Origin of the sequence: Streptomyces sp. NPDC048462 (assembly GCF_043200175.1) — a bacterium.
GTDB lineage: Bacteria > Actinomycetota > Actinomycetes > Streptomycetales > Streptomycetaceae > Streptomyces.
In genome coordinates this window covers 45987-59578 of the sequence record NZ_JBICXG010000018.1, presented here as the reverse complement: position 1 = coordinate 59578, position 13592 = coordinate 45987, and the positions used below count along the sequence as shown (strand labels likewise).

At 71.5% G+C, this 13592-nt stretch carries 4 protein-coding genes (1 of these 4 only partly in view); all 4 read left to right on the top strand.

Annotated features, from left to right (window positions below; all coding sequences use genetic code 11):
* Nucleotides 1–133 precede the first annotated feature (133 nt).
* On the top strand, nt 134–3622 hold the full coding sequence (locus ACGFU6_RS26655; RefSeq protein WP_393614466.1) for an AAWKG family protein: 3489 nt from the start codon (nt 134–136) through the stop codon (nt 3620–3622).
* A 61-nt stretch (nt 3623–3683) separates the two neighbouring features.
* Nucleotides 3684–4124, top strand: coding sequence for a YbaB/EbfC family nucleoid-associated protein (locus ACGFU6_RS26650; RefSeq protein WP_393614464.1), 441 nt, complete (start codon nt 3684–3686; stop codon nt 4122–4124).
* Between the two features lie 28 nt (nt 4125–4152).
* Nucleotides 4153–4521, top strand: coding sequence for a hypothetical protein (locus ACGFU6_RS26645; protein WP_393614463.1), 369 nt, complete (start codon nt 4153–4155; stop codon nt 4519–4521).
* A protein-coding gene (locus ACGFU6_RS26640) for a lonely Cys domain-containing protein (RefSeq protein WP_393614461.1) crosses the window boundary here: on the top strand, nt 4522–13592 show its beginning. Its footprint extends 19753 nt past the window's final position; 9071 of the gene's 28824 nt are visible here — the first part of the coding sequence; its start codon is at nt 4522–4524; the stop codon falls past the right edge of the window. It begins immediately after the preceding gene.

Genomic DNA, 13592 nt, shown 5'->3' with positions numbered 1-13592 from the left:
GTGCCCGCCGCGGATTCCCCGTGAGGGCGTCATGACCGCGTGATGCCCGGGGTCATTCCGGCGTGCCGCCGCAAGGCGGTGCCCCCTGGCCCGATCTCCCCATCATCCGCGCCGACCGAAAAGGCATCCTGGCATGGCGCTCGACTCCAGCAAGATCACCAACAAACTCACCAGTGCCAATGACAAGTGGGCGGAGGCGGCCCACTTCTTCACGGGATACAAGGCGCCGGCCCGAAGTGACCTCTTCGACACCCTGGTCGGCAACGAGGGCATTCCGTTGATGAAGGTGGAGATCTCCGACGTCGGGTACGTCGACTACGTCGACACCGAGGACATGAACTGGCTGACGGACAACGCCGGTTACAAGATCCAGAGCACCGACTTCGTCATCCCCTTCTACCACTCCTCGGGTGGTGCGGGCTCCGATGTGACGATGCACAAGGCGCGGATCACGATGCTCGGCAACTCGGGCGACGGAAAGAGCCCGAGCCAGGGGTACTACGAGGGCGGGCAGTTCTCCAGCCATATCGACGGCCACCTGGGAATGGACGGCAAGCCCACCTGGGACACGACGCCGCTCACCCAGTACGCCTTCGGCACCGGACTGGCGCTGGAGGAGCTGCACAACAACGAGAAGTACGGCACCTACGGCTTCAGCTGGGGCGGCAAGCCCGTGGACGACGCCGACTCCGTCACCCTCGGCAACTTCGACGTGGTGGCCGGCTCCTTCGACCGGGTCGCCCAGTTCTTCGCCAGTCAGCAGGAGCTGGTGGAGGAGTGGCAGAGCAGGGTCGGCACGGAGAAGAACGACGCCTGGCGCGGCAAGGCCGCCGGTGTCTTCTGGGACCTCGTCCACAAGGTGAACAAGCAGTATTCGGACTATGCCGAGGACATGACTTCGGGTACCGGCTATTCGAAGCAGGGCAATGAGATCAGGGCGGCGAAGAAGGACTTCAGCGATGCCGTGACAGATCTGCACAGCGCATGGACCAAGTGGGAATGGCGGTACGGGAACCCGCTGATCCTGTTGAACACGCTGCTCACCGCGGTGATGAACCATGTGTGGGACCACAACATAACGAAGATCACTTATGAGATCGATGGCGCCGGGGAGTACTACTACACGAACTACATCGCGGAGGACAATTTCGACAACGAGGCCGCCATCGAGAAGATCTCTTCCTATGACGGGGAAATGGTTGTTCAGCCGCAGAAGTTCGGTGAGCTCAAGGAGCTCGGGACCTGGCTGAACATCGGGAACAAGGCTGTCGAGATGTGGCAGCAGACGGTCATCGACCAGCTCGACAAGGCCGCGATCGATGCCATGGAGAAGGTGCGTAACGGCTGGAGCAACAGCGAGTTCGACCTGGGGGAAGTGAAGTCCCGGGGCAGCAGCAGCACCCTTGAGTCGGACTACAAGGACGACAAGGCCGATGTCGCGGAGGAGAAGGCGGCGAAGGACGCGGCCGACGCCAAGGCCGCCGCCGATGACGCAGCGGCCCAGCAGGCGGCGTTCATCCAGTGGCAGAAGGACCAGGCCGCCAAGGCGGAGGCGCAGCGGCTGAAGGACAAGGCCGAGCAGGAGGCCAAGGAGGCCGCGGCCAAGGCCGAGCAGGAGGCGAAGGAGAAGGCGGCCAAGGAGGAGCAGGAGCGCAAGGAGAAGGAGGCCGAGGAGAAGGAGGCCAAGGCCAAGGCCGAGCAGGAGGCGAAGGAGAAGGCGGCCAAGGCGGAGCAGGACGCCAAGGAGAAGGCGGCCGAGCAGAAGCAGGCCGAGCAGGAGGCCAAGCAGGAGGCGAAGGAAGCCGAGCAGGAGGCCAAGCAGGAGGCCAAGGAGAAGGAGCAGGAGGCCAAGCAGGAGGCCAAGGAGAAGGAACAGGAGGCCAAGCAGGCCGAACAGGAGAAGAAGCAGGAGGAGATCCGCAAGGAGCAGGAGGCCAAGCAGGCCGCGGCACAGGCTCGTTCGGAGAACATGCAGATCCTCCAGATGAAGCAGGCCAAGGCCGAACAGGAGAAGGCGAAGAAGGAGCAGGACGCCAAGGAGGCCCAGGCCAAGGCGGAGCAGGAGGCCAAGGAGAAGGAGCAGGAGAAGAAGGCGGCCGAGGCGGAGGCCAAGCAGGAGGCGAAGGAGGCCGAGCAGGAGGCCAAGCAGGAGGCCAAGGAGAAGGAGCAGGAGGCCAAGCAGGCCGAGCAGGAGAAGAAGCAGGACCGCATCCGCACCGAGCAGGAGGAGCGCCAGGAGCAGCAGCAGGAGGAGCAGGAGAAGAAGCAGGCCGAGCAGGAGGCCAAGCAGGAGGCCAAGGAGAAGGAGGCCGAGCAGAAGCAGGCCGAGGCCCAGGCGAAGCAGGAGGCCAAACAGGAGGAGCAGGAGGCCAAGCAGGACCAGATCCGCAAGGAGCAGGAGGCCAAGCAGGACCGGATCCGCGAGGAGCAGGAGGCCAAGCAGGACCAGTACCGGTCCGAGCAGGAGCAGCGGCAGGAGGAAGCCGAGACCAAGCAGGACGAGGTCCGGCAGGAGCAGGAGAAGAAGCAGGCCGAGGCGGAGGCCAAGTACGACAGCACCCGCCGGGAAGTCCTGAACGGCGGCGAGCTGCCCGATCTGACGTCCACCCACATCTCCGGGCCCGTCAACGACGGCGCCCTGGACATCCCCGGCGGAGGCGAGTCGCACATCGACTCCAGCGGCCGGGTGATCACCGAGTTCCCGGACGGCTCCACCACCACGATCGACCCGGTCACCCACTCCTCGACCCTGACGGGCCCCGACGGTTCGACCAGCTCGGGACCGCTCAACACCGGTGACCTGCTGTCCAACCCCGGCGGCAGCACCACGCACCTGGACTCCGGCGGCAACGTGGTCACGGACTACCCGGACGGCTCCACCCAGACGATCAACCCGGACACCGGCACCACCACGGTCACCCACCCGGACGGCTCGACGACCTCCGGATACGTCGACGACGCCGGCTCGTCCTTCGGCTCCGGCCACCTCAACAACGGCTCGCTCGACTTCACGGCCCCCTCGTACGACTCCCACTCCTACGAGGAGGAGCTGTTCGACGAGAACCCCTACGAATCGCCCCTGGGCGGCAGCGGGGGCGCGGATGCGGCGGCCGCGCCGAGCCACAACCGCCCGTTCCTGAACAGCGGCTCGTTCCCCGGCCCCACCGCCGACGGCATGGGCGGCTCGGGCGCGGCGGCCGGTGGCGGCACGGGCGCGACCGGCTCGCCGACGGGCGGCGGTGGCGGTGGCGGCATGGGCGGCGGTATGGGCGGCGGCATGGGAGGTGGCATGGGCGGCAAGGGCGGCGGCCAGTCCGACTCCGGCGAGCGCGTCCGTAACGTGATCGACGGCGAAGTGGTCAACAACCGCCGTCCCCGTCCCGGCGCGGGCGCTCCCCGCGGCGGCCGGTACGCGGACGACGAGGTGCGCGTGGCGGCCGGCGGCCCCACCGCGGGCCGCACCCCCTTCCTCGGGCCGATGGGCGGCGGCGCCGGAGCGGGCGGCGACTCCGGCCGGACCCAGACCGAGAGCGGTGAGCGTGCCCGTGACTCGTGGGTGCCGGAGGACGAGGACGTATGGGGCACGGACGAGGGTGGCGCTCCCGCGGTGATCGGACGATGACCGCTACCGGGGCGGGCCCCCGGCGCGAACGTATCCACAGCAGTATTCGGAGAGGTGTCCGTTGAGCGAGTCGATGGAAGCGAAGCTGGCCCAGGCCATGGCCGAACTGACGGCGGTGCAGGAGGCCGTCGTGCGGGCCGAGGGCGAACTCGGCCAGGCCTCGGCCACCACTCGTTCACGGGACCGCGCGGTCGAGGTCACCGTGGGCCCGCAGGGTGAGCTGACGGCACTGAAGTTCCCGGACAACAAGTACCTGAACATGACGGGCCCTCAACTGGCCGCCTCCGTGATGGAGGCGGTCCAGGAGGGGCGCTCACGGATGGCCCGTAGAGTGATCGAGGTCTTCGAGCCGCTGACGCGGGCGGGCGGTGGCTCGACCGGCCTCAGGGGCGTTGACATCGACTGGGACCGGGCCTTCGGCTCGGCACTGGACGATCCGGCCGGCGGGCGGAGGCGCTCCACGGCCCGGCTGCACGACGAGATCCACGAAGACACCGACTGACTCCAGGAAGCGAACCAGGGAGGTATTCATGGCAACGGGCAAGTACGTGGCGAACCCCGGTGGCCTGCGACGGAGCGACGAGATGATGGAGTCGCTGCCGGAGCGGGCGAAGAAGATCCGGGAGGACTTCATCCGCGACTCGCAGACCTACCGGGGCTGGGCCGGATACACGGATAGCTTCGCCCACGGTGTCCTGCCGAAGTACGAGGCGAACAACACCTCGTGCCTGGAGCTGGTCACGGCCCTGGGCTCCGCGTTCGTAGGGCTCCGGGAAGCGGTCTGGGCCAACGGGCAGCACATCGAGGGCGTGCAGTCCTACGCGAAGGACCAGATCGGGCAGCAGATGTCGAGCCTGGACGGTCCCGGCGAGGACTCCAGCGGGGGCGGCAAGCACTAAGTGGACGAGATCGACTTTCCACCTGACGTCAAGACGATGCTCTGGATCCTGCTCGGGGAGATGCCCCTGCAGGCCAGGGAGAATCTGGCGTGGGAAAGCCGTCATCTCTACCTCGCCCTGCAGAAGGGGCTGATGGACCTGCGCTCCGCCGCGCGGGAGACCATCCAGCTGGTCGAGGAGTCGTTGCCGCCGGAGGTGGCCCAGCCGTACATCGAGAGCGTGCGCATGCTCACCGATGAGCCCGGCGGCAACGATCCCGTCCAGAAACTGCTCTTCCAGCTGGACGAGCTCGCCAACGGCCAGGTCACCTACTCGCAGTCGATCCAGGGATCGAAGTGGGAGATCATCTCCGAGATCATCATGCTGCTCGCCGAACTGGCGCTGCTGGCAGCACTGATGGCGTTCACCGGCGGTGCGTCGGTGTCGCAGATGTTCCTGGCCAGAGCCCGCAGCAAGCTCGCCATTCTGATGATCATCGACCGGCTGCTGCGGATGACGCACATCGCGCCGAGCCTGAGCGAGGCGATCGAGGAGGCCATCCAGACGCTGGCGGTCCGCCTCGCGCAGATCGGTCTGAACACCGGTGGCCGCAGGCCCGGCGGCATCGACTGGAAGGACGTCGGGGTCGCGGGTGCGTTCGGCGCGCTCACCGGGGCCTTCATGGGCGTCTTCGACATGTTCCTGAAGCCGTTCACGAACTACTTCAAGAACCTGCTCGACGACGTGTTCAACAAGTTCAACTTCAAGCCGGACGGCCTGCTGTTCAAGGGGCTGGTGAACGGTCCGCCGACCGTCGTCACGGTCTTCGTGGTCTCGGGCGCCGCCGAGAGTACGGCCGAGGTCATCATCAACGGCGCCTTCTACGACAACTGGAGCTTCAATTGGCAGACCTTCGTCGGGTCGGGCACCAGTGGCCTGTTCGACGTGGGTGCGGGGCTGGCCATCGGCGGCGGGGCCGCGATCGTCTTCAACAAGTACTTCAACAACAACAACCAGTTCACCGATCTCAACAACCCGCCCGCACCTGACAGCCCACTGGGCGGCGGTTCGGGGCCCTCCGGGACTCCGGGCTCCAATGTGCGGTCTTCGCCCGGCCCGGCCGTCCCCGCTCCGGCAACGGTGAACAACACTCCGCTCACCCCCGGTCCGGCAGTCCCCCTCCCCAACACGACCGTCTCGTCCGCGTTCCCGGGCGGGATAGGCAGCGGCATCAACATGGCGCCGCCGCCGTCGTCGTACAAGCCGCCGCCCACGCTGAACCCGACGCCCACCGGGGGCCCCGGCACCTCCGGGTCCGCCGGTCCCGCCACGCGCTCGCCGGGCGGCACAGGGGCCACGGGCGGCATCGGCGGGTTCAACAGTCCGGACGTCCTGGACGGCGTGACCGGCGTGACCGGCGTGACCGGCACGAGCGGGTCACAGATTCCGTATCTGCCGCCGCCCTCCCCGTCCAGCTCTCCGTCGACGACCTCCCCCTTCACGCTCCCGGCCTCGTCCCAGCCCGACCTCACATCGCTGCCGCCCGGGTCGACGTCCGGGTCGACCACCGGGCGCACGTCCGGGTCCCCGTACGGCACGGACACCGATCTCACGACGCCCGACTTGAACCCGGACCTGACCCCGGACCTGTCGCCGGAGCAGACGCCGGACCTGTCGCCCGACCTCGCGCCCGGTACGGCACCCGACGGGACTTCGGACGTTCCGGGTTCGCAGGGTGACCTCCAGCAGGGACTCACGCCGCCGAAGGGTTCGCCCGCGCCGGAGGGCGCACCGGCGTCCTCCGGCACGGACGTCGATGTCGATGTCGACGTGGACGCCGATGCCGACGTCGATGCAGATGCCGACTCGGGCGCCGCCCCGCAGGTGACGCCCGTGGGTACGCCGGCCGGTTCGAGCGCGCCCGCGCCCGGTTCTTCGCAGGGCACGTCCGGTACGGGGAACCAGTCGCAGCGGTCGCCCGGTCCGGCGGACCAGAACGGTCAGCAGCGCGGAACGGACCTGACGGAGCAGGACGGCAGCACCGAGCGAGACGGCAGCACCGAGCAGGACGGCACTACCGAGCAGGACGGCAGCACCGAGCAGGACGGCCGGACGGGCCTCGCCGACGGTCCCGAGCAGCCGGGCACACCGCCGCAGAACGGTGCGGAACCGCTCTCCAACGATGCCGACGGGGACGCGGCCACCGGACCCGGGACGTCCGTGCCCGAGCCGCTGCCCGCCGGGCCGGACGGGTTCCGCACCTCCTCCGACGATCCTTCGGCAGCCACCGGACCGGTCACGCCCCTGACGACCGCGCCGCCCCCGCCCGCGACGGCGGCTCCGAACGGACAGTCGCCCGCCGCCGCCGCCGCGCAGCCGCCGTCGCCCGGCCGGGCCGGTCCCGACGCCGCCCCCGGGCGGGCCGACCGCCCGGCCCGGGGTGTCCCGGACGCACCCGGTCCGATCGCGCCGCCCGCCCCGGTCCGGACGACCTCGGGCACGGACGTCCCGTTGGTGACCGGGCAGGACGAAGGGCGGCCGGAGACGGCCTCGCCGCCTGCTGCCGAAGTGACCGGGACCGAATCGGAGACCGGGACGGAGACCGAATCCGGGACCGCTCAGGCCCAGGAGCCCGGCCCCAAGGGCAAGGGCGTGGACCGGGGCACGCACCTCGCCGGCGATCAGGCCCCGGACGGCATCAGCGACATCTTCCCCGTCGCCCTCGCCATCGACGAGGCGCGCCAGGACCACGACGAGGCCCTCACCGCCTTCCACCGGGCGGCCCGGACCGTGGACCTCCTCAACAAGCGGGTCGGGAGCGGCCGGGGAGGCAACGACGACGCCGGCAGGTTCCACGACGCCATGCAGGACGTCGAGCGGAGCCAGCGGCGGCTCGACGCGGCCGTGGACAGGCTGCGCGACCTCGGCGCGGACGCCGCCGCCGACGCCGCGCTCGCCGCGATCGTGCCCAGGGTCCGCCGTACGGACGCCGAACGGCGGCGCACCGCCGCCCTGATCACCGCCGACGACCTGACCGCAGGCGCGCCCAGGATGCCGTCCGACGGCACCGTCACCACCGCGGAGCTGACCGCCGTCGGCGTGACGCTGGGCGAGGGCCCCGCGCTCCAGGCCACCCTGAACGGATCCGTGCAGGTCCAGGACAGCGGGCTGGACCCCGTCGGCCACGTCCGGGTGCTGATGAACCGGCCCGGCCCCTGGAGCGAGGCGCTGGACGCCGTCGCGGCCCGCGCCGCACGCCGTACCTGGAGCTCCGCCTACGAGGACTTCGCGCGCGCGACGTTCCGGGCGTCCGGAGTGCCGACCGGCACGGACCCGGCCGACGCCTGGCGGCGGGCGGTGTCGCTGGTGCTGCCGCTGGAGCTGCACCCCGTGGTCGCCGACTCCCGCCACGCGGACGCCGAACTGCGCGCTGCCGTGCGGCAGGTGGCCGAACACCTCGCCGTACACGGCACGGACGCCGTCTCGGGCGCGGACCTGGCGAGCCGGACCCGGCGCGAGCTGGGCCTCGCGCCGCGTCTGCCCGGCGGTGCGCCCGGGTTCTCGCCGGCGGCGCCGGACCACTCCCGGGCCGCCGCCGAGCTGGAGCGGCTGGCGCTGCTGGACGATCCCCGCGGCGGCTTCGACGCGGACGGCCTGGTCCGGCGCGTGCTGCATGTCCCGGCGGGTGTCCAGGTGTCCGCGGACCACCACGGAGAGCTGTTCGCCCTGGTGGAGAACGCGATGGCCGCCGGATGGGCCTCCAGCGTCACGTCGTTGGGCGCCTACCACCTGGCGGCCGGGGGCGCCCTGGACCACGGGCGGCACATCGTCCTGGCGGACGGCTCGTACCAGGGGCTGAACCTGACGGACCGGCCGGTGGGCGTCGTGAACACCTCGGAGGTGTGGCAGCGGCGCGACGGCCGGTTCCAGGGCCCCATCGACCCGTTGTGGGACACGGATTCGGGTGCGTACGTGGTCGCGGCGACGGGTGATCACGAACAGGTGCTGATCCCCTGGGGCCAGGGTGAGCTGTCGGTCCCGTGGGACGAGTTCGTGGAGCTGGTCGCCCGTGATCCGGGGCTGGCCGGGCTTCCGCCGGGCGTTCCGGTGGTGCTGGTGCTGAACCGCGGCGGTGACCAGGGGCTGGTCATGCCACGCTCGTTGGCGTTCAGGACCGGCCGGAACGGGATCTGGGCGCACAGCGGCCAGGTCGCACTGGTCCATGACGCGGAGACCGGTTTCAGCAGGATCGTCGTCGAGAACCAGCGGGCGCGGAACGTGCCGCTGGGCGGCTGGTTCGGCAGTGACGCGGACGACCTCGGCCCGGACGGCGTCGTGGACGAGGGCTTTGTGACCGCCCTGGACGGGACGGTGATCCCGGACCGTGCGGTCAAGTCGCGGACGATCGCCGACGAGGGCCGGTCGGTCGGCCGCGTCACGATGTCGGACGCCGACCTGGTGATCAACGAGCCGGTCCTCGAAGCCCTCGACGAGGTCTCCGGGTTCTCGCAGTTCGATCCGGTGACGTCACGGGAGATCGGCACCGCCGTGCCGCTTCTGGAGGACGGGCGGCCGGTCTACCACTTCTCGCAGCACGGCATGCCGATGCGGGGCGTCATGGAGGTCACGGACGGCCGTCCGCCCATCCAGGTCGACGGCGTGGAGACGGGCCGCTTCATCAGCCGCCGCCCGAGCATGCGCAAGCTCGGCGCCGGCGCGGTCATCGATCTGGGGTCGTGCTGGGCCGACGCACTGGCGGAGGACCTGCCGTACCTGACGGACGCGGCGACACCCCCGTACGTCTTCGATGTGCTGGGCATGACGTCGTACGCCCAGGGGGTGGCGAACGGCAGCACCGCCGGTGTGCTGGCGGTGGACCGTGTCCACGCGTACCAGCGCAGCGCCGCGGGCCCGAAGGCGGGCGCGATGGCCGGGCCCTCGGGCGTGCAGGGGGCGCAGGTGCTGCTTCCCCCCGAGCCGGCGGGGGACGGGCTGACGCGGACGGCGCGCTGGGCGGGGCTGCACTCCGGGGCCGGGCCCGTGTCGCCGCAGGACGCGGACGCGACGACGCGGCTGGTGAAGGCGCTGCGCCGGTCGTTCGGCGGGCAGGTGGCGGCCGACCCGGAGTTCCGGACGCTGCTGCGGGGAGCGGGCGCGCTGGAGAACATGCGCCGGGCCGACCCGCACCTGCGGGTGGCGGGCCCGTTCACCCTGCACCATCTGCACCTGGTCGTGCACGCGCGCCACCGGCGCACCGGCAACGACGCACCCACGCCCGACGAGATCCGGGCCGTGCTCCAGGACGCGGCCCGCAGGGTGGACGAGGCCGCGGCCGGGCAGCTGACGCTGCACGGATACACGCAGTTGCCGTCGTTCGACTGGGCCCTGAGGCGGCTGGGCGGGCAGGACCTCTCCGCCCTCGCCGCCGACGTGCTGCGGCTGCCTCCCGGGCAGACCGTGACCCAGGCGGACGTGACCCGGCTGGTGTGGGGCACGGTCAAGGGCGCGGAGGCGCTGCGCGGTGTGCCGGACCCGGTGGCGCACGCGAGGAAGGTGCTGCACCTGCCGGCGTCGGCCGAGCTGTCGGCGGACGAGGCCGGGGACCGGCTGCTGTGGCTGATGGCGGGCGCCGCCGTCACGGGCTTCGATCCCTCGGACCCGGCGGATCTGGCCGCGTGGGACCTCGTGCGCCAGGGTGCGCTGGACGACGGCACCCGCCTCATGACGCGCGGGGTGGCGATGGGCCGCAACTGGACCCGCCGGCCGGTCGACGGCGACGTCTCCACCCAGGGCTACGTGGTCTCGCCGGACGGTTCGGTGCACAACGGCACGCCGTACGCCCCGGGTTGGCCGGGCGCCCCGGCCGGTTCCCCGGCGGCCGCGTACGTGATCTACGCGGACAGCACGAACGGGCACGTGTCGATGCCGTTCCCCGACGGTTCGAACCGGTGGGTGCCGGGCAGCGAGATCGCCGCGCTGCTGCGCCACGACGGGGTGCACCAGCAGCTCGCGCTGGCCGTACCGCTGCTCATGGTCGGCACCCACACCAACCCCGTCGGGCTGGCGCGGCACGTCGCGGGCCGGTCGGGCACGGCGCGCACGACGGTGCTCTCCGAGCTCCCGAGCGCCCCGGTCCTCGACGCGGCGCGCAACGAGAACGTCATCGTCCTGGCGGGTGACCCGGCGCAGCCGGCGGCGCACTGGCAGACCGGGCAGCCCGCTGTCCTGGCCGGCACCTCCGACGAACAGGGCACCATCCACACCTTCGCCGGAGGGGACCGCCCGGTCGTGCCGGCGCCCGCTGTCGTCGCCGAGAGCTCGCGTACCGCCGGCACGGTCGTGCCCGCGCCGGCGGTGGCACCGCCGGCCGAGGCGAACGTGAACCGTGAGCTGTCGCCGTACCTGCGTACGCACGGCACCCGGCACGACGGGCACATCGGCCTCGTCATCCACGAGCCGACCCCGGACCCCGTCCTGGACGGCCTGCACCGGCAGGTCGTCCTGGCGCTCGGGGCCGACCCGGACAGCGCGGCGGGCCAGGAGCTGCGGACCAGGCTGAGCGACGTGCTGAGCGCGGAGGAGGTCGAGCTGAACCGGCCCTATCTGCGCAGCCGGCAGGGCCACCGGATCACCGTCCGGCACAACGGCCGCGACCGGTCGGTGGACGTACGGCTCGCCTACACCGGTGCCGTGCGGTCGGCGAAGTACGGGCAGAGCGGCGACCAGCTCCCGGCGACGCTGCCCGGCATGCAGGTCGAGTACCGGGCCTCGGGCGGGCAGATGTCCTCGGACGCGGAGGGCTCGGGCACCTTCCGTACCGGCTCGGTCCCCTGGACCGCGGTCTTCCCGGCCGACGGAACCGGCCCGCTGCGCTGGCTCGACGGCACCCTCAACGTGACCGCGACGCACAACCAGCTGGCCGAGTCCATCACCGTCGGCGAGACGTTCCTCGTCCTGAACAAGCAGCAGGCCGAGGACCAGGCCCACCCGATCGACGTCGACGGGCAGTGGCAGGTCCAGGTGGACACGGACCGCGAGGACGCGGTCGGCAACTGGCAGCCCGAGCAGTCGCACGGCGCCCTCACCATCTGGTTCCACGAGCACCTCGCGTTCGACGGCGACGACGCCGGCGACCTGCCGGAGCCGGGGGACGTGGGCGACCTGCCGCTGTGGGGCGTGGACAGCGTCGCCGAACCGCGCCGGCTGCTGACCGAGGTCCTGGCGGACGACAACTTCGCGGACCTGCGCGACCTGCCCGCCGACTCCGAGCGGGCGCTGGAGAACTTCCTGCACGAGCAGATGCTGCGCGGCACTCCGCAGCTCCAGATCGACGGCGGGGTGTCCTCCCCGACGTTGCTGGACAAGGACGGCAACGCGATCGGTATGCTCCAGCTCACCGCGCGGATCGAACCGGGCGCGCCGCTGCGCAAGAGCCCCGAGGGCAAGGCCCTGCTGGAGACGTGGCTCACGCACACGTCCACCCTGGACCGGTCGGCGAAGTTCACCGCGGGCCTGGGGGCCGAGATCTCGGGCGGGCCGACGTTCACCACCGACCGCAGCCCGGAACACGCTCGTGCCACGGAGGCGTTCGGCGGGAACTTCCTGGGCCGGGCCGGGGTCAACTGGCAGGTGAACGAGGCGCTCAACACCGTCGAGAGCACGACGATGACGCACGGGCTGCGCTCCAAGAGCAGCCATGTGCTCACCTCGGGCCGTGTCACCTACGACGTGACGCTGCACCGGGCCGGCGGCGGGCGGGTCACCGGCAGGTTCGGGCCGTGGGACGACGGCCTGCGGCTGCGGATCGCCCAGCGCACGACGATGCGCGGGACCCGGCCGACGGCGGAGGAACTGCGGGAGCCTCCCGAGCACCTGAAGAACCTGGAGAGCGTCGGCTACGCCGAGACCCCCCTGAAGGTCGAGGGGGCGGAGCAGCTGTTCGCGCGGGCGGAGGCGTGGCTGCGGCAGGAGGGGTTCCTGCCGCCCGCCGAACGCCGCAGCAGGACGCACCCGTTCCGGCTGGACGAGCCGCTGGTCGTGGCGCAGCTGGAGAACGTGCGGCGGCTGGCGCAGATGCGTTCGCGGTTCGGTCTGGCCACGGCGCTGGCGGACGCGGTGGACGGCGGGCAGCCGGTGTGGTTCGAGCGGCCGAACACGCTGACGGGTACCCGGCGGGTGCAGCTGCGCTTCTCCGCCACCGGGGACACCGCCCGCCCCTCGGTCCACGAGCGCAGGCTGCCCGAGGTCCACCACGTCGGACTCACTTCGCACGAGGCGACCGGCGGGCGGCAGCGCGGCACCGCGCTGAGCGGCTCCCTGGGCGGCGGCGGAGCGCTCGGCATCCCCGTGGCGGGCGGCTCCTGGGCGGTGAACCCGGGCCCGGAGTACCTGGGCACCAGGCAGCTCACGGACGCCTCGAACACCGGTGACTCGGTCGCGTACGACCAGTTCATCCTCACCAGCGCGAACGGCAGCGAACTGTTCCGCATACCGGCCAGGCTCGCCCTCGACGTGTACGAGGGTCCGAGCGACGACCCGCTCGTCCGCTTCGCCGATGACGCGGGCGCGGACGCGGAGGACGGCGCCGAGGACGCGGAGGGGATCGTGCTGCGGGTCCCGGGCGCCACCCCGCACACCGTGCCGGGCACCGTCACCGTGCTGGTCCCGAACTACCGCACCCGCGTCCCGGACGCGGCCCCCGTGCCCGCCGCGCCCAGGGCGGGACACGTGATCCGGCAACCGGTCACCGACGGCGGGGCGACGGACGACTACCGCCGCCTGGACCGCGTCGATGCTCAGGGACGCCCGCTGCCGGGGCTGACCAAGCTGCCGGTGGGGGCGCTCGTGGACACCTTCCGGGGCACCGCCGCCCTGACGGAGGCCCTGGGGCAGATCATCGCGGGGACCTACCCGGGGCACCCCGAGGAGGGACCGGTGGGCCGCGCGGTACGGCGTGCCTCCGCGCAGCTGAACGACCTCGCCACGGAGACCGCCAGGCGGGGATCGGCGGTCAAGGAGGCGCTGCCCGCGAGCCTGACCGGTGCCGTCAACCGGGTCGGCGCGGCCGCCGGCTGGGCCGCGACACCGGTGAC

Bases quoted from the DNA above. Each gene is read 5' to 3' on its own strand.
- ACGFU6_RS26655 (WP_393614466.1), top strand. From the start codon at position 134: ATGGCGCTCGACTCCAGCAAGATCACCAACAAACTCACCAGTGCCAAT.
- ACGFU6_RS26645 (WP_393614463.1), top strand. From the start codon at position 4,153: ATGGCAACGGGCAAGTACGTGGCGAACCCCGGTGGCCTGCGACGGAGC.